Below are 23,195 nucleotides of genomic sequence, written 5' to 3'. Positions count from 1 at the left end.
GGTCGTGTCCGCTCTCGCCCCGTCCGTGTTGAGGGCCTGATGCACGGCGTCGAGGGCGGCCGGCCTGCAACTGCTCGGCCGGACGTCACGCCGTCGCGCCCGACAATGCTGACCCCCTTCGTTGCGATCACCGGAAGTCGATGGTCCGTAGGGTAGGAGGAAGTTCGGCCCGGTACGGGATCAGGCCGAGACGGCGCTGCTTGACGGTTGCGGCCATCGTGATGTGGGCCAGCGCCGGCACATCGGCGGGGACCCGGACGATAAGGGCGAGCGACTCGTCGCCGACCAGGGGCGTGCCGGTGGTGGCGCTGAACCGCCACTCCGGGTCGCTGTCGCGTTCGCCCATGCCGACCACGAACAACTCCTCACGACCGCCCTGTTCCGGCGTGTACTCCACACCGGCTTCGACGAGCATGAGCTTGGCGGTCAACTTCAGCTGGGTGGAGGGCGTCACGGGGAGGGCTCGCCTCTTCGGCGAGATGGACCACGCGATCGGCTGCCGATCGGCTGGCTCGTCGGGAGCCTCAAGCCGGATACCAATGCCCGCATCCACGAAGGGAGCACCGCCGGGAGAAGGGCGGAACGAACAGACCAGGCTGAGGAGAAGGTAGTCGTACTGACCGGCCTGCGATTCCAGGAAATCCTGCCAGTCCCCGTCGCCCTCGGCGGCCTGCGCGGCGGTGAGGGGACGCACGAGGGGGGTGCCCATCGAGATCCGCCCTGTCAGAGGGAGCAGGGGGGTGGGCGTCCGCAGGAGGAGCGTCGGCACAAGGTCGATGTCGTAGGTCGGTGCTGCCGATTTGGTCGGCTGGTCGAGGGCGGTCATGCGGTGGCTCCATTGGGGGAATCGGTGGTCGTGCGCCAGTCCCCGATGAAGCAGAAGGCGCCCCAGTCCCGGTAGGCGGGGTGGCGGGCGCGGGCCGCGGACTGGGCGGTACGGAAGGCGGTGCGCCGGTCCGGAGCGGCGGCGAGCTGTTCGTAGAGCGTGCCGAAGAATCCGGTAGCCACGTCGGGGGCGACCGGCCAGAGGCAGCCGACGATGGCGGCGGCACCAGCCGAGAGGAAGGCGGCGGGCAGGCCGTGCAGGTTGTCGTTGATGTCGAAGCGACCGAGGGCCGACTCGCAGGCGCTCATGGTGACGAGTTCGACGCCGCGCAGGTCGGTTCTGAGGATGTCGTGGGCGAAGACTCGGCCGTCGTCACCGTTCTCCGGATCCGGTGCCAAATACAGGCACTGGTGCCAGGGTGCCCACTCGTTGTGCGACCCGTGGGCCGCCACATGGACGTAGCGGGCTCCGGGCAGCGCTTCGAGGAAACGACGGCGCGTGGCGGCCGCCCCGACCACCGGGTCGCCGACGCCCATCGAGGCGGCGATCCGTGCGGTGTTCGCCTCCAGGGAGTCCGTGCCGCCGCTGTCGAACGCGAAGGCGGCCAACGCCTCACGTGGTGAGGGCGGGGTGGGACGGGCCGGGCGGCTGAGGAAGGACAGGCTGGGCACCTGGGTGACGGTCCAGTCGTCGGCCACCGGGCGGCCGTCGGCGGAGAGCAGGTGGAAGGGGAGATAGTGGAGCGGGCCGTTCGGCCAGACGCACAGATGGGTCTTGCCCTCGGTGAGCCAGGAGGGCAGCGCATCGGTGAACCCGGCCAGGTAGGTGCGGGAGTCGTGGGCGAGGACCCGCTGCGCGGTGCGGGTCACTTGGCGATGCAGGGGGTCGGCGGTTATCTCACGGCGCAGTTCCGCGATCTGTGGGGCTGCGTGCGACACGTTGAGGGTGTGGCCGGCCCTGAACACCCGGTACAGCCCGCCCTCGATGTCCGGGAACACCGTCGTGCGGCAGGAGAGCCCCTCGCGGGTCATCGCCAGCCCTTGCAGGGCCATGACGGGGTTGGCCGAGCTCTGGTGGCGCACCTGGCTGAGGAAGAGCGAGAGCAGCACCGTCTCATCGGGCAGCAGGGCTTGGATTTCGTCGACGTGCAGTAGTGGGAGGTGCGCGGGCTGCCGGGACGTGCGCAGTTCCCGGCTGATTCTGCGATCGGCGGCACGCTGCAGGTTGCGCACTTCGGCCTCGGCATCGCTGTCCGGTTCAGCCTCGCCGGAACCCAGGTAGAACAGCATGGCTGTCTCGGTCCCGCCGGGCAGTTCGAAGTCGGGGAGCGGGCCGGGCAGCGCCGCCTCGCCGAGTTGTGCGCGGTCGAGGATCCGGTCCAGAGCGGTCGTGAACTCCAGCGGGCCCGGGTGCCCCGCGGCGATGGTGAAGTCCATGCCTTTCGCGGCTTGGTGCACTGCGGACATCACGGAGAAGTTGACCGTGGTGTCGGTCAGTTTGAAGGTCAGCGATTGGTAGAGGTCCCGCAGTTTCCAGTCCACCGTCTCGTCCGTCCCGTGACGTAGGAACACGGACGCCGGGACCAGCGCGTGGGCCGCTCGGTCGGCTGACCTTCCGTCGCAGGCGTGGGCACACTCCAGCCCGGCATCGAGGGAGGCGAGGGCGAGATCGATCTGACCGCACAGGCCGAACTGGAAGGCGGCGGATGCGAAATCACGGGCGGCGGCCTCCGGTTGCTGTTCCCTCTCGGCACGCACGCCCAGGTCGTGAGCGAGTACGGCGTCGAGATAATGCAGCGCGTCGGCGTGCCGCAGGAAGAGCTCCGGCTCCAACCGTCGTGCTTCTTCGATGAGATCGCGGGCGGCGTTATCTGTCTCAGCCGGGTCGGCATGGGCCGCGAGATGAATGAATGTCGCCGCGAGTTCGGCGGCGGACCACCCCTCGGCTTCTGCGCGGGATCGTACCTCGGCGGCGACTACGTCCACCGGCGCCGACTCCGGGAAACAGGCCAGCCGGTCGTCGGCGAGGCAGTGCACCTCGCGCGCCCAGCGCAGTTGGCGGTGGGAGTCCAGCGAGAGATCCGGCAGTTCACGGTCGGCCGCGTCGAGCAGTTGGGCCTGTAGGTCGCGCCGGTGGGCCTCGTCGGCGAGGGTGAGTGCCTCGGCGAAGACACATGAGGCTTCGTGCTCGCCCTGTCGCGCCCGGACGGCCGAGAGGGGGACGGGGAGCAGGCCGGGCAGTCCGTCCGGGAGGGACACTTCGCCGAACAGGTGCAGGATGCGGAGTGTGTACAGACGGCCCAGTGGATCGCGCCGCGGGTCCAGGACGTCGAACGCCTTCCGGGCGGTTAGCAGGATCTCCTGGTCGTACGACTCCTTCCGCATCCCGGCGAGGAAGGACAACCCCTCGGCCAGGGACTTGAGGACTCGCCCGAGCGCATGCCCCGACGACAGATCCGCGGCGTCCCGGAGGTACTCGACCGCGGCCGCCGCCGCTTCCGCGGGGGACGGCATGTCCGGTCCCGCGGCGTGGGCGGGGTCGTCCGGGTGGAGGGACCGATAACGGTCCTGCCGGTCCCGCCAGATGTTGAGCGCGCTATCGAAGGCTATCCCCGGCATTTCGCCGGAATACGGGCTGAGGTGCAGCAGTCCGGCGGCGAAGAGGGTCTCGGCGAGCTCGTCGGTCTCGTCGCGTTCGCGCAGTACTTCGATCTGGGTCCGCACGGCGTCGTGGGCGCGGCGGAACAGCATCCCGTCGGGACGTCCGACCAGGCTCAGACGCGCGGCCTCGACATAGGCGTCGGCAGCCCTCCACCAAGGGCTCTCGGGCACCGTTCCCCACCGTGCGGAGGCGGCCTCCAGAGCGAGGGTGAGCGCGGGCACCGCGTCCTGAGGCGCACCGGAGCCGACGAGGCCCATGGCACCGGCCACCACCGCGTCGACGGCCTCCCGCGAGAGTGCGAAGGCCGGGTCCACGGCACGACGGAGCGCTTCATCCTCCGGAATGATCCGCGCGGCGATCTTCGAGCCCAGCTCGGCGAGGGCCCGGGCTTGGCGCGCACCGTCTGACGCGAGCGGCAGGCCGGCTCTTGCCACCTCACCTTCCCGCTCCTCCTCAGGGCCCACAACCGTACGGTCGAGGAGGAGCTGCATCGCCTTGCGGAGGTTCGAGCGGTGGTCCGACTCCCGTCCCGAGGCCGTCTCGAGATCGACCGCCACGCGGAACCAGGAGACGGCTTCCCGCAGCAGGGTGATGGCTTCCGGAAGGGGTTTCTCCTCGGCGCAACGGCCGAGGGACACGCCGATGCTTGCTGCCGCGTCCGCCTGCCCGGTGGGGTCTTCCGCGGCGTCGGTAAACGCCGTACGCGCGGTGGACTCCGCCGCCGTGAGGTCGGCGTGGTCGGCGGAGAGCCCGAATCGCTGGATGTGGGCGCCCGCGAGGCTCACGCGACGTCGGGCCCGCCGGGTAGGCGACTCCTCGGGAAGTGCGGCAACATTGGACAGCAGTTCGACAGCGGAGTCCGCATCGGCCAGCCGGTCGGAGAGCGGGCGGGCGGCGACCGCCGCCCGGTGGCGGAGGGCGAGGCCCAGGGTGGTGTCGCGGTAAAGGTCGGCAGGGGAGCCGTGGAGCAGGGCTATCGCCTCGTCGAGTGCGGACGGATCGCCGCCTTCCTCTGCATCCAGTACCAGGTCGCTTGCGTGATCCACAGGGTCCTGCCACGGGTCGTGACCGGTCTCCTCGGTGAGCTCGGACCACAACGCGCGAGGCACACGCCGGTGATCGACCAAATACAGCAGGCCGAAGGCATGCATCGCCCTCTTGTGGTCGGCGGTCGACAGCGCAACGTCATCGTGGGCGAGAGACCGTGCCCAGTGGTACGCGGCGACCGTGTGCAGGACGTCGGTGTCCACCGCCCCTCGCTCATCCAGGGCTTCGCCCGCGACCGCCATCAGTTCTGCAGCGGCCTTGACGCCCGCCTCGTCGAGTACGACATCCGGAGCCGCGCCGTTACCGAAGTCCCTGACTCTGCCGGCCAGTTCTCTGAGTAGCGCATCCCTCACCCCGTAACCTCCTGAGCGCCCAGAGTAGGCCAGCCAGTACTGGTAAGAGGCCCCGGTTGGGCATCTCACCCTTCTCGAAGACCTCAAGGGCAGAGGGCGCGTCTTCAGCACCAGCCCCAACCGACGGCTGGAGTCAACGGATAGAGCCTCTATCGATCCCGGAGCGGTTCAGAACAGTGAGGGTGCGGGACCTGGCGAACGTACTGGTCAGCACGTCCTTCTGCGTGAGCGATGCGTGAGCGGATGGAACCGCACAGGCCATCACGGAGAAGCACCAGGTCACGAGTCACATCAGTCCTGACCAGGTGGTTCCGGACACCGAAGAACCGTCCGGAACCACCCAGCAAGCTTTGGCCAGGACTTTTAATCCATTGGTTGTGGGTTCGAGTCCCACAGGGCCTACGGTTCGCGGGCGCCGGGAGACCCCGGTGACCTGCGGTGCGGCGCCCGGTACGGCTTCGGTCGGACCGGGCGCCGCGGCGTTCGGCAGAGGAGTTCGACGGCCGTCGCGTCCCCGGGGAGGCCCGCCGACTCGTGGTGGGCGACGTTGGCGGCCAGGTCGGCGCGGCTGGTGAAGTAGTTGGAGGCCGTACCGGTGGGCACGCGGCGGCCTCGGCGTCCACCGCCCGGAACGTCAGCCCTCGCGCGCCCTCCCGGCCCGGCACCCCGATCGCGGCGTCGACGAGTGCCGCGCGCCGCTGGTCGTTCCGTCGCGCCACGGGCCGAGTCTCCGGGAAGTGGGGTGAGGTCCGGGACTTACTTCGGGGAGAGTGCTACGGGTGCAGTGGTGACAGGTCCGGTGTGGTGGTGGCCGGTGGGCGCCGCCGGTTCCGGGAGTTCCGCCAGCGGCAGGGTGTGCCGGGTCTGGAGGACCTTGGCGCGCAGGTAGCGGACGTTGTGCGCGGTGGTGAAGACGCCGGTGGGCACCCGGTCCCGTACGGCGATGCCCAGTGCGCGCAACTGCCCGGCCTTGTCGGGGTTGTTGGAGAGCAGGTCCAGCTCGGTGACGCCGAGGGCGGCGAGCATCTGGGCCGCGGCCGTGTAGTCGCGGGCGTCCTCCGGGAGGCCGAGGGCGGCGTTCGCCTCGTAGGTGTCGAGCCCCTCGTCCTGGAGGGCGTACGCGTCGAGCTTGTTGTACAGGCCGATGCCCCGGCCCTCCTGGCGGAGGTAGAGCAGGATCCCGCCGCGGCCGGCGATGAGTTCGACCGCCTCGCGCAGCTGCGGGCCGCAGTCGCAGCGGGCCGAGCCGAAGACGTCCCCGGTCAGGCACTCGGAGTGCAGCCGCACCAGCGGGACGGGACCGGGATCGCCCAGCACGACGGCGACGTGCTCCCGGCCGTCGGCCAGGCCGTGGAAGGTGACGAGGTCCGCGTCGGCGCCGTAGCCGTCGGCGAAGCGCAGCGGTACCCGGACGCGGGCGCGCGGGGTGGCGGCGGGGATGTCGGGCATGCGGGTCCCTTCGGGGCGGGTGTCGCTTCAGGGTGCTTCGGTTGAGTGCTTGGGACGAGTGCTCGGTTGAGTGTTTCGGACGGAGTGGCTTCGGATGAGTGCCGGAGTGATTCAGATTTGAAGCAGTGGTGTCCTGGGACCCTATCTCATGCTTGAAAGTTGAATCATGACGAGGGGCAGGGCGAGCGCCGCCGCCACGGCACGTCACCCGTCCCCGGGGTGCCGTCCTCGCCCTGGAGGCCCCGCGCGACCCCCGCGCAGATCTCCTCCAGCTGCCCCACCTGCTCCGGGGTGAGCCGGTCGAACAGCAGCGTGCGGACCGTCTCGACGTGGCCGGGTGCCGTACGCTCCAGTACGGCCGTCCCCTCGTCCGTCAGCACCGCGACCGAGCCGCGCCGGTCCTGGCGGCAGTCCTCCCGGCGCAGCAGGCCGTCCCGTTCCAGCCGGGTCACCGCGTACGTCAGCCGGCTGCGGGTGATCTTCAGCGTCTCGGCCAGGTCGGTCATGCGCAGCCGCCGGTCGGGGGCGTCGGAGAGGTTGGCCAGCACCGAGTAGAACAGGTGCGGCATGCCGCCCTCCTGCTGGAGCTGCCGGTCGATCGCGTCCTCCAGAAGGCGGGAGGCGGCGATGTAGGCGCGCCAGGCGCGCTGCTCCTCGGGCGTGAGCCAGCGGGTCGTCATGCCGCCAGTGTAGGTTTGTTTCAAACTTGAACCAAGCCGTCCGCCTCCGGAAGAGAGGGCGCCGATGCCCCTGCCGTACGTGCTGCTGTCCGCCGCAGTCTCCCTCGACGGCTACCTGGACGACACCGGTCCCGAACGGCTCCTGCTGTCCGGCCCGGCCGACTTCGACCGGGTCGACGAGGTGCGGGCCTCCGTCGACGCCATCCTCGTCGGCGCCGGCACGATCCGCGCCGACAACCCGCGCCTGCTGGTCAACTCGGCCGAGCGGCGCGCGGCCCGGGTCGCGGCGGGCCTGCCGGAGTACCCGCTGAAGGTCACCGTCACCGGTTCCGGCGACCTCGACCCGGCGGCCCGCTTCTGGCACACCGGCGGCGACAGGCTGGTCTGCACGACGGACCAGGGGGCCGTGCGGGCCGCCCGCGCGCTCGGCGGCACGGCCGACGTGGTCGCGCTCGGCCCGGCCCTCGACTGGCGGGCCCTGCTGGAGCACCTGCACGACGAGCGCGGTGTCCGGCGCCTGATGGTCGAGGGCGGCGGCACGGTCCACACCCAGCTCCTCCAGCAGGGCCTCGCCGACGAGCTCCAGCTGGCCCTCGCCCCGCTGTTCGTCGGCGACCCGGCGGCCCCGCGCCTGTTCGGACCGGGTGCCTACCAGGGCGGACGCCTGCGGCTGCTCGACACCCGCCGGGTCGGGGACGTCGTCCTCACCCGCTACGCGCCCACGGCCCCCGGCACCGGCCCGGCCGCCACCGCCGCCGACCGCAGCTGGCTGCGCACCGCCTGCGAACTCGCCGCCCTGTGTCCGCCCTCGAAGACGGCGTTCAGCGTCGGGGCGGTCGTGGTCGCCGCCGACGGTACGGAACTGGCCCGCGGCCACTCACGCGAGGGCGGCGACCCCGTGGTGCACGCGGAGGAGGCGGCGCTCGCCAAGACGGACCCCGCCGACCCGCTGCTGGCCGGTGCCACGGTCTACAGCAGCCTGGAGCCGTGCGCCCGCCGCGCCTCCCGCCCCGCCCCCTGCGCCGAGCTGATCCTGCGGGCCGGGGTGCGCCGGGTGGTGACCGCCTGGCGCGAGCCCGACACGTTCGTCAGCGCGGCCGACGGGGCGGGCGTGCTGGCCGCCGCGGGAGCGCGGGTCGTGGTCCTTCCGGAGCTGGCGGCCCTCGCCCGGGAGCCCAACGCCCACCTGCTGGGGTGAGCCTCCCCCATACGCACTCAGGGCCCGGAATCCGATGGATTCCGGGCCCTGAGTCTTCAGTAGCGGGGACAGGATTTGAACCTGCGACCTCTGGGTTATGAGCCCAGCGAGCTACCGAGCTGCTCCACCCCGCGTCGTTGTGAGACCAGCATACGTCATGTTCGGGGGTGCTCGCACACCGGTTTCGGGAGCCCCGCCCGTCACGACGGTGGTCGTCACGCACGGTGATCGTGTGGGCGCCGTGCGCATAACAACTGAGTCACCATCAAAACCTTGGGTGACTGCTGAACATTCCCGGTGCCCCGGTCAACTCGCCCGGTTTGGCGGTGTAGTGGGCGATAACTCCGCCGCCGGGAACGTTAATGATCAAGTCGGACGGCTTGGAAAGTCACTGGCGGGTCTATTAACGTTCGATAACGCAGCGCGGTCGTCCCAGCCGTCACCGAAGGCGGCTCCGTGCGCACGCGCCGAATCCCGCAAGGGAGCCGGGGAACCACCACCCTGGGGTGAATCACGCGGATGTCGTCGTGAACTCGCGGAGTCCACGACCGGTATACGCGCGTAGGAGACCTTCCTGCTCCGAACCCGTCAGCTAACCCGGTAGGCGGAGGAAGGAAAGGAGCACGCCCGCGTGGCGTCGAACCCCCCTGTCCCCGAAGCGACCTTCATACCCGCCCAGCGCGAGACCGAAACCTTCGGCTACGTCGCCCCCCGTGCGGAGGAGGGCCCCTGGGAGGAGTGGAACCCCACCGAGGAGTCCGTCGCCCCGGTCCGGGGCCGGCACCGTGTCGCCAAGCAGCGGGGCGGGCTCGCGCGCAGCTCCACCGTCCTCGGCGTCGGCGTCATCGCCGCGGTCGGCGCGGGCGGCATGGCCAGCGCCAACACCGGCAAGCCGCCGGTCTCCATCTCCCTGCCCGACCTGCCCTCCGTCGGCTCCCTCTTCGAGGGCGGCTCCGCCGACGCCCAGGCTCCCGAGCCCACCGCGGCCGCCGCCCTCAGCACCGTCGCGGCCGGCTCCGCCGAGGGCGAGGACGGCGCCGACGCGGGCGAGGTCCTGCGCAGCCGGATCATGGCGCAGGCCGAGCAGCAGCAGGGCCAGGCCGACAGCAAGGCCACCGCCGCCGCGCTCGCCGCCTCGCAGAAGCAGGCCGCCGCGGCCGCCGCCCAGGCCGAGAAGGAGGCCGCCGCCAAGGCCGCCGCCGCCAAGGAGAAGGCCGAGGCCGAGGCCGCCGCCGCCAAGGAGAAGGCGGAGGCCGAGGCGGCGAAGGCGGCGGAGGCCAAGCGGCTGGCCGAGCTGGCCAAGCAGTACGCGCTGCCCACCTCCTCGTACACGATCACCTCGACCTTCGGCCAGGCCGGCTCGATGTGGTCCTCCGGCCACCACACCGGTCTCGACTTCGCCGCCCCCACCGGCACCCTGATCAAGGCCGTGCACAGCGGCACGATCACCCAGGCGGGCTGGGCCGGCTCCTACGGCTACCGCACCGTCCTGACCCTGGACGACGGCACCGAGCTGTGGTTCTGCCACCAGTCCTCGATCAGCGTCACGGCCGGCCAGAAGGTCGGCACCGGCGAGGTCATCGGCCGCGTCGGCGCCACCGGCAACGTCACCGGTCCGCACCTGCACCTGGAGGTCCACCCCGGCGGCCAGCCCACCGGCATCGACCCGATGGCCTGGCTGCGCGACAAGGGCCTCACCCCCTGATCCGCCCTTTGCCCGAACTTGGCGCCGGCGACGGGATGCGATCACCCGCCGCCGGCGTTGCCATTTCGTATGACGTCACTTCGTAAACTCGGCGCTTCCGATCTCGAGGTCTTCCCGCTCTCCCTCGGCGGCAACGTCTTCGGCTGGACCGCCGACGAGCAGACATCCTTCGCCGTCCTCGACGCCTACACCGCGGCCGGCGGCAACTTCGTCGACACCGCCGACGCGTACTCCGCCTGGGTCGAGGGCAACAAGGGCGGCGAATCCGAGACGATCATCGGCAAGTGGGTCAAGGCGCGCGGCAACCGCTCCGACGTGGTCATCGCCACCAAGGTCAGCCAGCACCCCGAGTACCAGGGGCTGTCCGCCGCCAACATCAAGGCCGCCGCCGACGCCTCCCTGCGCCGCCTGGACACCGACTACATCGACCTCTACTACACCCACTTCGACCAGCCCGAAGTGCCGGTCGAGGAGATCATCGGCGCGCTCGACGAGCTGGTGAGGGCCGGCAAGGTACGGCACATAGCCGCCTCCAACATCAGCGCCGAGCGGCTGCGGGAATCCCTCGACTTCTCCGCCCGCGAGGGCCTCGCCCGCTACGTCGCCGTCCAGCCGCACTACAACCTGGTCTCCCGCGACACCTACGAGGGCCCGCTCCAGGACCTCGTCGCGAGCGAGGGCCTGTCGGCCGTCCCGTACTTCGCGCTCGCGTCGGGCTTCCTCACCGGCAAGTACCGGCCGGGCAAGGCCGTCGACAGCGCCCGCGCCGGCCGGGTCGCGCAGTACGCGGACTCCGAGCGCGGCCGGAAGGTGCTCACCGCCCTGGACGAGGTGGCCGACGCCCACGGCGCCCCGGTCGCCACGGTCGCCCTGGCCTGGCTGGCGGCCCAGCCGACGGTCACCGCCCCGATCGCCTCGGCCCGCACGGTGGAGCAGCTCCCGGCGCTGCTCGGCGTGGCGGAGCTGAAGCTGACGGAGGACGAGGTGGCGAAGCTGACGGTGGCCTCCGCGTAAGCCGTCCCGGGGCTACGACCGGTACGGGTTGTACACGGGGTGCACTACGACCGGTACGGGTTGTACACGGGCTGCACGGGCCGCGGCACCGCCGGCGGATACCCGTACGGCGCCGCCCAGTACACCGGTGCCGGAAGGAAGGCCCTGCTCGCGTACTCCAGCGCGGGCCGGGCCACGCCCCGCCGCTTCCACAGCTCGTCCAGCAGTTCCCGCTCCCGTACGACGAAGTCCGCCCCGGCCTTGCCCGCGCGGCCCCGCCGCCGCAGGAACGCCAGCGAGGTGGCGTACGCCTCGTACCGGGCCACCTCCCGCGCCGCCGGGCGCCCGTGGTGGTGCCGGGCGTGGTCCCGGGCCATCCGCCGCGCCCGCATCGACCCGAGCGCCAACGGCTCGGCCGGACCCAGCCAGCCGGCCAGCACGTACGCCGGCAGCTCCGTCCGCACGATCCGCAGCTCGCGCTGCCGGGTCCAGACCGCCAGCCAGGTCACCAGCCCGAACGCGGGCACCATGAACGCGCCGTAGACGGCGAAGAAGCCGTACCGGCCGAAGGTGGCGGAGCCGTTCCAGAGGGCGTGCATGCCCATCGCGAGCAGCAGTCCGCCGAGCGGCAGCAGGACGCGCCGCAGGTGCTGCCGCTCCGCCGACAGCGCGGCGACGCCGAAGCCGATGCCGGTGAGGACGGTGAACAGGGGGTGCGCGAACGGGGACAGCACGATGCGCACGAAGAAGGTGGCCGCGGTGACGGAGGCGATCCCGCGGTCGCCGGTGAGCTGGTCGGTCCCGAAGGCCGTACCGAGGTAGAGGATGTTCTCGGTGAAGGCGAACCCGGTGGCGGTGACCCCCGCTATCACCACCCCGTCCACGATCCCGGTGAAGTCGCGTCTGCGGAAGAGGAAGACCAGCAGCACGGCGGCGGCCTTGGCGGACTCCTCGACGACCGGCGCTATCACCGTGGCGCCCAGGGTGTCGGCGCTCGCCGGGTCGGCGGTCGAGGTGGCGATCCACCTGGTCGCGAAGCTGTTGGCCACGATGGCGATCAGCGCCGCCGCACAGGCCCCCCAGGCGAAGGCGAAGACCAGGTTCCGCCAGGGGCCCGGCTCCACCCGGTCCAGCCACCGGAAGGCGGCCGTCAGCCAGGGCACCGGCAGCACGGCCAGCCCGAGCCCGACGAGGAACCCCTCGGTGCCGGTCTGCCGTCGCACCAGCGCCAGGATCACCAGCCCGGACAGCGCCAGCAGCGTGCTCAGCGCCGCGTACCGCACCCACCTTCGCTGCCACCAGTGCGGGTGGCGGTGCGTACCACCGGTGCGCCGGAGGTACGGAGGAGACGGAGGACTGGTGGCCACGGCATCGACCCTAACGGTGACGGGGCGAGGGGCTGATCGGATCGCCGGTCCCGGATCATCGGTCCCGGGAGTGCGGCAGGCGCCGGAACAGCAGGTCGTTCACCACATGACCCTTGTCCAGTCCCTGACCCTCGAAACGGGTCAGCGGCCGGAACTCCGGACGCGGCGCGAAACCGCCGTCCGCCCGGGTGTTCTCGAAGGCGGGGTGCGCGGTGAGCACCTCCAGCATCTGCTCCGCGTACGGCTCCCAGTCCGTCGCGCAGTGCAGGATCGCGCCGGGCCGCAGCCGGCTCGCGGCGAGCGTGAGGAACTCGGGCTGGATGAGCCGGCGCTTGTGGTGCCGCTTCTTGGGCCAGGGGTCGGGGAAGTAGACGCGCAGCCCGTCCAGCGCGTCCGGGCGGAGCATCTCGCGGAGCAGGATGATCGCGTCGCCGTTGGCCACCCGGACGTTGGACAGGCCGTTGCGGTCGGCGAGCGCCAGCAGGTTGCCCTGGCCGGGGGTGTGCACGTCGACGGCGAGCACGTTGGTGTCCGGGTCGCCCGCGGCCATCTGCGCGGTGGCCTCGCCCATCCCGAACCCGATCTCCAGGACCACGGGACGGTCGTTCCCGAACAGCTCGGCGAGGTCGAGCACCCGCTGTCCGTCGATGTCCAGCCCCCACGCGGGCCACAGCCGCCGGAGCGCGTCGGCCTGTCCGGCCGTCACCCGGCTCCGGCGCGGCTGGAAGCTGCGGATGCGCCGCTCGAAGTGCGAACCGGCGGGGTCCGCCCTGGGCCCGTCCGGGAAGCGCGGCTCACCCTTGGCCCGGGTGTGCCGGACGGAGACACCGGGGTCGTGGGGCGTCGTGGGCGGGGCGTCGGGGGCGTTCACGGAATCAGACACAGTACGACCGATTTTACGGGTCGGGACGGGCACTACCCCGCCCCCAGCAGGTCCAGCGCCCGGTGTCCGATCTCCCGGCCGACCGGCAGCGAGGCGGTGGCCGCGGGCGAGGGCGCGTTCAGCACGTGCACCGCCCGGGCGCCCTGCCGGATCAGGAAGTCGTCCACCAGCGTGCCGTCCCGCAGCACGGCCTGCGCCCGCACCCCGGCCGGGGCCGGCACCAGGTCCCCGGCGTCCACCCCGGGCAGCAGTCCGCGCACGGCCTTCAGGAACGCCCCCTTCGACACCGAGCGGCGCAGCTCACCCGCCCCGTACCGCCAGTGCCGCCGGGCGATCGCCCAGGAACCCGGCCAGGCCAGCGTCCCGGCCAGCTCCCGGGGCCGTACGACGCCCCAGCCGTACCCCTCGCGGGCCAGCGCCGGCACCGCGTTCGGACCGATGTGCACGCCCCCGTCGACGCCCCGGGTCAGATGCACCCCGAGGAACGGGAACGCCGGGTCCGGCACCGGATACACCAGCCCCCGCACCAGCTCGGGCCGCGCCAGCTCGTAGTACTCCCCGCGGAACGGCACGATCCGCACCCCGGGCTCGTCCCCGGTCAGCCGGGCCACCTCGTCGCAGTGCAGTCCGGCGCAGTTCACCAGCACCCGCCCGCGGACCACCTCGCCGGCCGCGGTGAGCACGGCCACGCCCCGGTCCGCCCGCCGGTCCACCCGCACGACCCGCGCGCCGTACCGGATCTCCGCCCCGGACGCCCGGGCCAGCTCCCGGGCGACGGCCGTGAAGTCGCAGACGCCGGTGGTGCCGACGTGTATGGCGGCGAGGCCCCGCACCTCGGGCTCGAACTCGGCGATCTGCGCGGGCCCCAGCTCCCGCACCGGGATGCCGTTCTCCCGCCCGCGCTGCACGAGTGCGTGCAGCCGCGGCAGCTCGTCCCGCTCGGTGGCGACGATCAGCTTGCCGGTGACGGCGTGCGCGATGCCGTACTCGGCGCAGAACTTCACCATCTCGGCGGCGCCCCGCACCGCGTACCGCGCCTTGAGCGAGCCCGGGCGGTAGTAGATCCCGCTGTGGATCACCCCGCTGTTGCGGCCCGTCTGGTGCCGGGCGGGCCCGGGCTCCTTCTCCAGCACCGTCACGCGCGTACCCGGCGCGGCCCGGGTGATCGCATACGCCGTCGACAGCCCGACGATCCCCCCGCCGATCACCAGCACGTCGCAGTCGTACGCCCCGGCCCACACCTGCACCACCTCCGCCATCGATAGTGCACTGCGCCACTGACAGCGGCTTCAAACGCCGGACGGGGCGGTAACGCCCGGGGACGCGGGGCGCCGCGCGCCCGGCCGCCCCTCCTCGCCGTCCTCCGCGCCCGGACCGGCCCGGCGCCCGGGCGGGCGACCGGCCCTACGCCGGGGTCATCAGCAGCGGCCGTGCCCGCTCCCGCAGCTCCACCACCCGCGGCTCGTCCCCGTACGGCTCCAGCCGGTGCAGGAGGTCCTTGACGTACTCCGTCGTCCGCGCCGAGGAGATCCGCCCGGCCACCTCCACGGCCCGCACGCCCTGCTCGCACGCCGCGTCCAGGTTCCCGGACTCCAGCTCGGCGACGGCGGAGACGACCAGCCGCAGCCCGTGCGACCGCACGAACTCCTCCGTCGGCTTCGACAGCGCCTGCTCGGTGAAGCGCCGGACCTGCCGCGGCGCCTTCAGGTCCCGGTAGCACTCGGCCGCGTCGGCGGCGAACCGGTCGTAGCCGTAGAAGCCGAGCCAGGAGGGGTCGTTGTCCCCCTCCCGGGAGCGCTCCAGCCATCCCTCGGCCGCCTTCAGCGCCGCGCCCGCCGCCTGCGCGTCCCCCGCGCGCGCGTGGGCCCGCGCCTCGACCAGCCGGAAGAAGCTCATGGTGCGGGCGGTCGCCAGCCCCCGGTTCCGCTCCAGCGCGGCCTGCGCGAGGTCGACGCCCTCGTCCCCGAACCCCCGGTACGTCGCCTGCAACGACATGGAGGCCAGCACATAGCCGCCCAGCGGGACGTCCGCCGCCGCGCGCGCGAGCCGCAGTGCCTGGATGTAGTACCGCTGCGCGGCCTCCTGCTGCCCGGTGTCGAAGGCCATCCAGCCGGCCAGCCGGGTCAGTTCCGCGGAGGCGCCGAACAGGGCGCGGCCGACCTCGTCGGAGTAGGCGCCCAGCAGCAGCGGTGCCGCCTCCACCCGCAGGCACTCCGGCACCATCGAGGAACGCCAGTCCCCGCCGCCGTACTTGGAGTCCCACCGCCGGGCGTCCTCGGCGGCCTCCCGCAGCTTCCGCACATCGCTGTGGCCGACTTTGATCGGTGCGCCGGTCCCCTCCACGGAGCCCGCCTCCCGCGCGACCGAGCTGTCGGCGGGGGTTATCAGCCAGCGTGAGGCGGGCGTTGCGTATGCGCTCACCGCGAACGATCCGGCCAGTGACTGCCAGATGCCGCCGGAACCGGCCCGGCGGCCGGCGAGGTCGAGGCGGTACAGCTCGGTCGCCGACTTCACCGCCTGGCCCACGTCCCGGGGGAAGGCGAGGCCCACTTCGGGCGCGGGGTCGGCGTCCGCCAGGCCGATCTCGTGCAGCGGCACCGGACGGCCGAGCTTCTGCCCGATGGCGGCGGCGATCAGATGCGGTGCCGCACCCTGCGGCACCATGCCCTTCGACACCCAGCGTGCCACCGACGTCTTGTCGTAGCGCAGCGTCAGCCCGCGCTGGGCGCCGAGGTCGTTGACACGCCGGGCGAGGCCGGCGTTGCTGATTCCCGCGAGGGCGAGAACGGCGCCGAGCTTTTCGTTCGGCCCGCGTTGCTCCCTGGACATGCGCCACCCCTCGACACAGACGGCTGCCGCGCTGGCATAACCACGCGGCATTCGTAAACCCAGCGTAGTTCGCCGCATCCCAAGCGTTAAGGGGCATTGTTCCGGATGGCGGGATTGTGGTCCGTGCGGAAGCGCGGGCCTGTACGCACCGTGCACGGGGTGTCGCCGCGTGCCCCCGTCCGTGTGGCCGTGCGCCTGTCCGTGCGCTCTTCTCCGGCCATCCCGGGGAGCGGTTCCATGGCTCCTGCGTGGGTCGGCCCGCTGTACTGGATCCAGTGGGCTGGGGGACACCGCCGCCTTCATCCCCGCGGGTGGCGGACCGGTCCGGGAGGCGTCACCCGCCTCCCGGACCGTACGTGTGCCGTCCGCCGCTCCGCGGGCCTGTACGGAGCGTGCTCATGTCCGCTGCCCCGCCCAGGATTTGGCCGAAAATTGACCCCCTGTGGTCTGATGAATTGCCATCGCGACCATGCAACTCGGGGGCGTGAAGGGCGTCTTCGGGGAGCGCGACGGGGGCGCGTTCGTGCCGCACCTGTCGGGTGCCACCCCCGCCGCGTCCGCTCGGCGCGCGCCGGCCACCCGCCGACTCCCCGGGACCGGAGCGCCGTTTTCCCTGGGTTTCCCTCGATCGAAGGCGGCGCCACCGCACCTCCGCGACGTGCCCTTCATGGCAGCATGGGGTCCGGTTCGTGCGGTGCACTGGTGGTCCACAGCCTGTGGAGGCGTCGATGCGGTGGTTGGTGGGGTGGAGCGGCACCGCCGCGGGCGCCGCCGGGACCGGCTCCGCGGGCGCCCTCGGGTACGACGGCGAGACGCTGCACCCGGTCGGCTCCCAGCTCCTGTGGGGCGACCCGGACCCGCTGTGGGCCGTCGGCGACTGGCGCCCGGACGAGGTGCGCGTGGTGCACGGCGACGCCGGACACCGGATCGCCGTCCTCGGCATCTGCGGCGCCGGCGACGAGGAACTGCGGCGCGGCCTGGTCACCGCGCGCGGGGGCGCGCTGCGCCACCTGACCGCCTGGTCCGGCAGCTACACGGTCGTCGTCCAGGTCGGCCGCCGCATCACCGTCTGCGGCGACCTCGCGGGCGCCCGGCCGGTCTTCCACACCCCCTGGGCCGGCGGCACCGCCTACGCCACCGCCGCGCTGCCCCTCGCCGACCTGGTCGAGGCCAACCTCGACTTCACCCACCTCGCCGCCCTGCTCGCCGCCCCGGACGTGCCGGCCGCGCTGCGCGACGGCACCCCGTACGAGGGCGTGCGGCGCATTCCGCCGGGACACGCGCTGGTGCTGCGCGCCGGGGCGCGCGAGGTCACCGGGTACGAGCCGGTCGCCTCCCTCGCCGTGGCCGCGCCCCCGGCCGATCCCGACCGCGCCGTGGACGCCGTACGGGACGCCCTGGTGGAGGCGGTCCGCACCCGGCTGTCGGCCCCCCGGCACGTGCCCGACCTGGACCCCGGACCGGTGCCCGGCATGGGACCGGCCGAGCGGCGGGCCGCGCGCGGGATGCCGGTCCCCGGCATCGGCGCCGACCTGTCCGGCGGCCCGGCCTCCGGGACCCTCGCCCTGCTTGCCGCCGGGCTGCCCGGCAGACCCGGCACGCTCCTCGGCCATGGCACGGGCGCGGGCGAGCGCCTCCTCGCCGTCACCTTCAACGACCTGACCGTGGCCGGCCGCGAGGCCGAACTGGAACGCGCCGGGGCCCTGGCCGCGGGCCCCCGCCTGCACCACGTCGTGGTCACCGGCGGCGAGGCGACCCTGCCGTACGCCGACCTCGACGGCCCGCTGACCGACGAGCCCGGCCCCTCCCTGGTGCAGGCGGCCCGGCACCGGGCGCGGCTCGCCGCCGGCAGCGCCGACCACTTCACCGGCCACGGCGCCCGCCAGGTCCTGGACGCCCACCCCGCCCGCCTCGCCGACCTGCTGCTGGACCGCAAGCGGCGCCACCTGGTCCGGCCGGTCGCCGCATTGACCCGCGCCGACGGCTCCGCACTGGTGCCCGCGCGCGTGTACGGCGCGGCCCGGCGCCTGGCCCGCGCCCCCTACCGGACGGGCCTGGAGGTGCTGGCCGAGCGGCTGATGCGGCGCCGCTTCGAGGAGCCCAAGGGGGCGGTCGGCGCGTCCCTCGCCGCGCTGACCTGGGCGAGACCCGGCCCCGCCGCGCGGTGGCTGACAGGTGAGGCCCTGGCTGAAGTATCGGTTCTGCTCCAGGCGGAGGCCGACCGTTCCGGCACCGGCGTACAGCGCCCCGGCGACTATCGCGCGCGTGCGGCACTCGCCCGGCACGCCGCCGACCTCCGCGTCCTGGAACAGGCCGCGGAGATCCGCTCCCAGCGCCTGCACGCGCCGTTCCTCGACAACCAGGTCGTCCGCGCCTGCCGCGCACTGCCCGAGGCGCTGCGCGTCCAGCCCGGCGCCCGCGCCGCCATCCTCCGTACGGTCCTGGAGGGCGCCGGCGTCACCGGCCTCCCGCCCGGCTGGGGCGCACCCTCGCACGCCTCGACGGCGGCGGCCACGCGCGCGGGCCTGCGCGCGGCGGCCGACCCCCTCCTCGACCTCTTCGCCACGCCCCTGCTCGCCGACGCCGGACTGGTGGAGGCCCGCGTCGTCCGCAAGGCGCTGCGCGGCGCCGCGGCGGGGGAGCCCCTGCCCCTGGACGGCCTGGCCGACCTCGTCTCCCTCGAACTCTGGCTGCGGCGCCTCCTGGCCCGCCGCGGCACCTGCTGGACGGGCACCCCGTCCCGCTCCCGCGCCGTCCCGTCGGGCATCCAGCCGAGGAGGAGCGCGCTGACACCGGGGGTGTGAGCGGGGGCGCTGTCCGGGTGCGGGGCGCGGTCTGGCCGATCGTCGCTCGGGTGCGGTTTGTCGGGTGCGGTTTGTCGGGTGCGGTTCGCCGGGTGGGGTTCGCAGTGGGTCCGGGGCGTCGTTCGGGTGCGGGGCGTAGGGGGGCGCCGCCGTTCGGACGGGGGTCCGTGGTGGCCGGTCGCGCGGTCCGCCGCGCCCCCGGGGACTCGGTCCCGCGTGTGCCCGGTCGGTGCTGATGGGCGTCGGTGCGGGTGAGCGGAAGTTCCGGTGGCCGCTCCGCGCGACCCCTCCGGGGGCCTGCTTCCGCGCGACCGCCGGGCGCACCCCGCGCCGTACCGTTCCCCGCGCCCGCCGGCGGCCGTGCCGAAACCCCCGTGCCCCGTTCCCCGCGCCCCGCCACAATGGGCCGGGTGCGGTACAGAATCCTGGGCGTAACCCAAGCAGCGGACGACCAGGGCACCCCCGTACCCATCGGCGGCCAGCGCCTGCGCACCCTCCTCGCCGCCCTGGCCCTGCGCCCCGGCCGCACCGCCACCCCCGACACCCTCATCGACGAGATCTGGGCGGACGACCCGCCCCGGGACGCGCCCGCCGCCCTCCAGGCGCTCGTCGGCCGTCTCCGCCGCACCCTCGGCAGACACGCCGTCACCTCCACCCCGGGCGGCTACCGCCTCGAGGCCGCCGAGGAGGACGTCGACCTCCACGTCTTCGAACGGCTCACCCGCACCGGCACCGCCGCCCTCGCCACCGGCGACCCCGCCACCGCGCACCGCGTCCTCACCGAGGCCCTGTCCCTCTGGTCCGGCCCGGCCCTCCCCGACCTCCCCGACCGCACCGCCGCCACCCGCCCCGAGGCCCTGCGCCTGGAGGCGGCCCGCGCCCGCGCCGCCGCCGCCCTCGACCTCGGCCGCGCCCAGGAGGCCGTACCGGAGCTGCGGGAGCTCGCCGCGGCCCACCCGTACGACGAGCCGCTGCACGTGCTGCTCATCCGCGCCTTGCGCGACACGGGCCGCCCGGCCGACGCCCTCGCCGCCTACGAGTCGGCCCGCCGCACCCTCGCCGACACCCTCGGCACCGACCCCGGACCGGAACTGCGCGCCCTGCACGCGGCGTTGCTGGCCCAGCAGGACCCCGGCACCCCCGCGCCCCCGGCGCACCCCGCGGCGCCCCCGCACACCGCCCGGCACGCCGAACGCACCGGCAATCTGCGCCCCCGCCTGACGTCCTTCGTCGGGCGGGAACCGGAGCTGGAGGCCATCCGTTCGGACTTGCGGAGGGCCCGTCTGGTCACGCTCACCGGACCGGGCGGCTCCGGGAAGACCCGCCTCGCCGAGGAGGCCGCCGCGGCGCTCCCCTCGGCCTGGCTGGTCGAGCTGGCCCCGCTCGACCGGCCGGAGGCGGTCCCCGGCGCGGTGGTCAGCGCGCTCGGTCTGCGCGAGACCGTGCTCCTGACCAACGAGCTGGCGGTCCCGCAGGCCGACCCCACGGCCCTGCTCATCGAGTACTGCGCCGCGCGCAGCCAACTCCTGGTCCTCGACAACTGCGAGCACGTCATCGGTGCGGCGGCCGCCCTCGCCGAAACCCTCCTCACCCGCTGCCCCGGGCTCACGATCCTCGCGACCAGCCGTGAACCCCTGGGCGTCCCCGGGGAGTCGGTGCGCCCGGTCGAGCCCCTCGTCCCGGAGCAGGCGCACCGCCTCTTCGCCGAGCGCGCCGGGGCCGTCCGCCCCGACGCCGACGCGCTGCTCGCCGACACCGCGGCGGTGACGGAGATCTGCCGCCGCCTGGACGGGCTGCCGCTCGCCATCGAGCTGGCCGCCGCCCGGCTCAGGCTGCTGACCCCGCGGCAGATAGCCGACCGCCTCGACGACCGCTTCCGCCTGCTCACCTCCGGCAGCCGCACGGTCCTGCCCCGCCAGCAGACCCTGCGCGCGGTCGTCGACTGGTCGTGGGACCTGCTGGACGAGCGGGAGCGGACGGTGCTGCGCGAGGTGTCGGTGTTCGCCGGCGGCTGGCACCTCGCGGCGGCCGAGACCGTGTGCACCGGCCCCGCGGCGGACCTCGTCGGCGCGCTGGTCGACAAGTCCCTCGTGGTCGCCGCCCCGCACGACCCGGACGGCACCGGCACCGGCATGCGCTACCGCATGCTGGAGACCATCCACGAGTACGCCGCCGAGCGCGCGGCCGAGGTCCCCGCCCTGCGCGCCGCGGCCGAGCGACGCCACAGCGCGTGGGTGCGGTCGCTGGTGGAGGAGGCCGGGCCCCAGCTGCGGTCTGCGGCCCAGCTGCCCTGGTTCTCCCGCCTGGAGACCGAGCTGGACAACATCCGCGCGGCCCTGGACCGCGCGGTCCGCGCGGGCGACGAGGCGGAGGCGGGCGCCGTCGTCCTGACCATCGGCTGGTTCTGGTGGCTGCGCAGCCACCGGCAGGAGGCGCTGGACTGGGTGCGGCTGGTGCTCGGCCTGGGCGTCGCCCTGGACGCCCTGCCCGCCGGCGCGTCGCCCGACGACCTGCCGGCCCTGGCCGAGTCCGCCGACCCGGTGGGCGCCTTCCTCGCCGACCCCGGGGGCCAGGCCCGGCATCCGCTGGCCGAGCTGCGGATGGACCTGCGCATGCTCCACCTGTTCCTGGTCTCGGAGTCGGGGGTGCCCGACCTCTCGACCGATGAACGGGCCCCGGAGTACCTCGCCCACGTACGGGAGGCATATGTGCACGGCGGCCCCCGGGCGGCCCGGTTCCCGGGCATCGTCTGGCCGCTGACCACCTACTACCTGGGCGGTCCGGTGGACATCCGCCCGCACATGGCGGACTCCGTCGCCAACTGCCGCAGATACGGAGGGGAGTGGGAGATCGCGGTGGCGCTGATGTACCGCGCCCACGTGACCGTCGACTCCCCGGGCAACCTGGAGGGCGTGGACGAGGACCTGGCCGAGCTGCGGGTCCTCAGCCGGCGCGTCGGCGACCGCTGGATGTGGGCGCAGGTGTGCAGCGCGGCCGGCGAGACGGCCATGGCCCGGGGCCGGTTCGACGAGGCCCGCGCCGAGTACGAGGAGGCGCTGCGCCTCGCCTACGAGGTGGGTGCCTACCACGAGTCACCGTTCCTCGTCGCGCGGCTCGCCGAGATCTCCCACCGCTCCGGCGACCGGGCCACCGCGCGGGTGTTGCTGGACGAGGCCGGGACGGCCGCCGACCGGTACGCCGTCCCGGAGGCACGGGCCTTCGTCTCGCTGCTCAGCGCCCACATCGCCCTCCTGGACGGGCAGCCGGCCCGCGCCCGTGAACTGCACGAGGCGACCTCCGCGCTGCTGGGGGACGGCACCCCGCCGCCGCAGTTCCGCGCCGTGCGGCGGACGATCGAGGCGCTGCTCGTGGCCGAGGAGTCGGGCCCCGCGCACGGGCTGCCCGTCGTGGCCGACGCGCTGCGCCAGGCCGTGGAGGACCGGTGCGCGGAGTCGATCACGGCCGGCCTGGTGGACGTGGCGGCCGGTCTGCTGGCCCGGCTCGGCGATCTGCCGGGCGCGGTCCGGCTGTTCGCCGCCGCGGACCACTGGCGCGACGGCCGCCCGCGGCCCGAGCCGGAGCACACCGAGGCCACCCGGGTGCGCGCCGACGCCCGCGCGGCCCTCCCGGCCGCCCGCTACGCCGCCGAGTCCGCCCGGGGCGCCGGTCTCGGCGTGCCGGAGGTCCTGCGGGAACTGGACGCCACGGCGGTGGACGTCGGGACCGGGCGGGAACCCCCGGGGGACACCTGACCGGTGAGACCCGACCAGTGAGACCTGATCGGTGAGACCTGATCGGTGAGACCCGGCCGACGGAGAGCGGCACCGGCAGCGGCGGCGGGGCCACCGGTCGGTGCGGCGAGGCGTGCGGTCGGTGTGGCGGGGCTACCGGCAGGTGAACCGGGACTCCGCCCAGTCCGCCGGCGCCGCCCGGTCGAGGGCGTCGCCGCGCGGTCGCACCACGAGCCGTACGGTGCTCCGCCCGGCGAGGTCGACATGGACGGGGACGGCCCGGTCACCGCCCGCGACCGTGCCGGACCGCCACAGCCGGACCCCGTCGGCCCAGACGGAGAAGGAGACCTTGCCGAGGCCGAGGGCCATGTCGTCCACGCCGGCCAGCGCGTCGAACGCGGTGCACTCCCGGTTGAGGGCGATGGTCACGGAGGACTCGTCGCGCACGGTGACCCCGCGCGCGTACCGCTTGCCGCCGATCGACAGGCCGTACCGCTGCCACACCCAGCTGCCGGCGCCCAGCCTGATCTCCGGCTCGGTGCCGTCGCCGACGGCGTCGAAGCGCAGCTCGCTCAGCTCGTAGACGGTGGACGCCGGCGGCGGGGTGGGCCGCGGGGTCGGGGTCGGGGTCGGACCGGGCTTCGGCGCCGAGGTGGGCGGGGGCGGGGG

Annotated in this window: 14 protein-coding genes, 1 tRNA gene, 1 pseudogene and 1 riboswitch; of the genes and pseudogenes, 5 read left to right on the top strand and 11 right to left on the bottom strand. The window is 73.7% G+C overall.

The features are described from left to right. Nucleotides 1-127 precede the first annotated feature (127 nt). The 5 genes and pseudogenes from IF37_RS0125510 to IF37_RS0125485 form a co-directional block, all read right to left on the bottom strand. Nucleotides 128-826, bottom strand: a complete 699-nt coding sequence (locus tag IF37_RS0125510) for a hypothetical protein (RefSeq protein WP_030746965.1) — start codon at nucleotides 824-826, stop codon at nucleotides 128-130. Further along, a complete protein-coding gene (locus tag IF37_RS0125505; RefSeq protein ID WP_158727381.1) occupies nucleotides 823-4,998 on the bottom strand; it encodes a CHAT domain-containing protein in 4,176 nt (1,391 codons plus the stop codon). The genes IF37_RS0125510 and IF37_RS0125505 overlap by 4 nt, the downstream gene beginning before the upstream one ends. Before the next feature lie 444 nt (nucleotides 4,999-5,442). Then, nucleotides 5,443-5,606, bottom strand: a pseudogene (locus IF37_RS42465) (TetR/AcrR family transcriptional regulator); the annotation flags it as partial. A gap of 37 nt (nucleotides 5,607-5,643) precedes the next feature. Then, nucleotides 5,644-6,336: a GTP cyclohydrolase II gene (ribA, locus tag IF37_RS0125490; protein ID WP_253915847.1), complete on the bottom strand. Its 693-nt coding sequence runs from the start codon at nucleotides 6,334-6,336 to the stop codon at nucleotides 5,644-5,646. 164 nt (nucleotides 6,337-6,500) lie between these two features. Beyond that, nucleotides 6,501-7,016 (bottom strand): MarR family winged helix-turn-helix transcriptional regulator, encoded by a 516-nt coding sequence (locus tag IF37_RS0125485; RefSeq protein ID WP_030746951.1) that lies wholly within the window; start codon nucleotides 7,014-7,016, stop codon nucleotides 6,501-6,503. Nucleotides 7,017-7,080: 64 nt separating this feature from the next. Here IF37_RS0125485 and IF37_RS0125480 point away from each other — a divergent pair, with 64 nt between their 5' ends. Continuing rightward, entirely contained in the window at nucleotides 7,081-8,214 is a 1,134-nt protein-coding gene (locus IF37_RS0125480; protein ID WP_030746948.1) for a dihydrofolate reductase family protein, read from the top strand. A gap of 60 nt (nucleotides 8,215-8,274) precedes the next feature. On the opposite strand, the gene IF37_RS0125475 is transcribed toward IF37_RS0125480, so the two are convergent. Then, a tRNA-Met gene (locus IF37_RS0125475) sits at nucleotides 8,275-8,348 on the bottom strand. 321 nt (nucleotides 8,349-8,669) lie between these two features. Continuing rightward, nucleotides 8,670-8,838: riboswitch (cyclic di-AMP (ydaO/yuaA leader) on the top strand. Nucleotides 8,839-8,845: 7 nt separating this feature from the next. Between IF37_RS0125475 and IF37_RS0125470 the strand changes: the two genes are divergently transcribed. Together IF37_RS0125470 and IF37_RS0125465 are read left to right on the top strand one after the other, a co-directional pair. After that, nucleotides 8,846-9,919, top strand: coding sequence for a M23 family metallopeptidase (locus IF37_RS0125470; protein WP_030746945.1), 1,074 nt, complete (start codon nucleotides 8,846-8,848; stop codon nucleotides 9,917-9,919). Nucleotides 9,920-9,988: 69 nt separating this feature from the next. Beyond that, nucleotides 9,989-10,933: an aldo/keto reductase gene (locus IF37_RS0125465; RefSeq protein WP_030746942.1), complete on the top strand. Its 945-nt coding sequence runs from the start codon at nucleotides 9,989-9,991 to the stop codon at nucleotides 10,931-10,933. Nucleotides 10,934-10,977: 44 nt separating this feature from the next. Here IF37_RS0125465 and IF37_RS0125460 read toward each other — a convergent pair whose 3' ends face one another. The 4 genes from IF37_RS0125460 to IF37_RS0125445 all read right to left on the bottom strand — a co-directional run bounded on the left by IF37_RS0125460 (nucleotide 10,978) and on the right by IF37_RS0125445 (nucleotide 15,991). After that, the gene (locus IF37_RS0125460) at nucleotides 10,978-12,279 is read right to left on the bottom strand and encodes a PrsW family intramembrane metalloprotease (RefSeq protein ID WP_030746939.1); all 1,302 of its coding nucleotides are present in this window, start codon (nucleotides 12,277-12,279) and stop codon (nucleotides 10,978-10,980) included. 55 nt (nucleotides 12,280-12,334) lie between these two features. Continuing rightward, nucleotides 12,335-13,162, bottom strand: coding sequence for a tRNA (guanosine(46)-N7)-methyltransferase TrmB (trmB, locus tag IF37_RS0125455; protein WP_030746936.1), 828 nt, complete (start codon nucleotides 13,160-13,162; stop codon nucleotides 12,335-12,337). Between the two features lie 32 nt (nucleotides 13,163-13,194). Continuing rightward, a complete protein-coding gene (gene lhgO / locus IF37_RS0125450; protein ID WP_030746933.1) occupies nucleotides 13,195-14,412 on the bottom strand; it encodes an L-2-hydroxyglutarate oxidase in 1,218 nt (405 codons plus the stop codon). Nucleotides 14,413-14,566: 154 nt separating this feature from the next. Beyond that, a complete protein-coding gene (locus IF37_RS0125445) occupies nucleotides 14,567-15,991 on the bottom strand; it encodes a hypothetical protein (protein ID WP_030746930.1) in 1,425 nt (474 codons plus the stop codon). 728 nt (nucleotides 15,992-16,719) lie between these two features. Between IF37_RS0125445 and IF37_RS0125440 the strand changes: the two genes are divergently transcribed. Then, nucleotides 16,720-18,795, top strand: a complete 2,076-nt coding sequence (locus tag IF37_RS0125440) for an asparagine synthase-related protein (RefSeq protein ID WP_030746928.1) — start codon at nucleotides 16,720-16,722, stop codon at nucleotides 18,793-18,795. 401 nt (nucleotides 18,796-19,196) lie between these two features. Further along, on the top strand, nucleotides 19,197-22,547 hold the full coding sequence (locus IF37_RS0125435; protein ID WP_030746925.1) for a BTAD domain-containing putative transcriptional regulator: 3,351 nt from the start codon (nucleotides 19,197-19,199) through the stop codon (nucleotides 22,545-22,547). A gap of 132 nt (nucleotides 22,548-22,679) precedes the next feature. Here the strand turns inward: IF37_RS0125435 and IF37_RS0125430 are convergent. Beyond that, on the bottom strand, nucleotides 22,680-23,195 hold a 516-nt coding region (locus IF37_RS0125430; protein WP_030746922.1), incomplete at its 5' end, for an NPCBM/NEW2 domain-containing protein.

The sequence above is a fragment of the Streptomyces sp. NRRL S-31 genome, from assembly GCF_000718775.1.
In the GTDB taxonomy this organism is placed as follows: domain Bacteria; phylum Actinomycetota; class Actinomycetes; order Streptomycetales; family Streptomycetaceae; genus Streptomyces.
Note: the sequence above shows the minus strand (reverse complement) of the source record. Positions and strands in the feature narration are given on the sequence as shown.

Excerpts from the sequence above, each read along its gene's own strand:
- IF37_RS0125510 (WP_030746965.1), bottom strand. The coding sequence starts at position 826 with ATGACCGCCCTCGACCAGCCGACCAAATCGGCAGCACCGACCTACGAC.
- ribA (WP_253915847.1), bottom strand. The coding sequence starts at position 6,336 with ATGCCCGACATCCCCGCCGCCACCCCGCGCGCCCGCGTCCGGGTACCG.
- IF37_RS0125485 (WP_030746951.1), bottom strand. The coding sequence starts at position 7,016 with ATGACGACCCGCTGGCTCACGCCCGAGGAGCAGCGCGCCTGGCGCGCC.
- IF37_RS0125480 (WP_030746948.1), top strand. The coding sequence starts at position 7,081 with ATGCCCCTGCCGTACGTGCTGCTGTCCGCCGCAGTCTCCCTCGACGGC.
- IF37_RS0125465 (WP_030746942.1), top strand. The coding sequence starts at position 9,989 with ATGACGTCACTTCGTAAACTCGGCGCTTCCGATCTCGAGGTCTTCCCG.
- IF37_RS0125445 (WP_030746930.1), bottom strand. The coding sequence starts at position 15,991 with ATGTCCAGGGAGCAACGCGGGCCGAACGAAAAGCTCGGCGCCGTTCTC.
- IF37_RS0125440 (WP_030746928.1), top strand. The coding sequence starts at position 16,720 with ATGCGGTGGTTGGTGGGGTGGAGCGGCACCGCCGCGGGCGCCGCCGGG.
- IF37_RS0125435 (WP_030746925.1), top strand. The coding sequence starts at position 19,197 with ATGGGCCGGGTGCGGTACAGAATCCTGGGCGTAACCCAAGCAGCGGAC.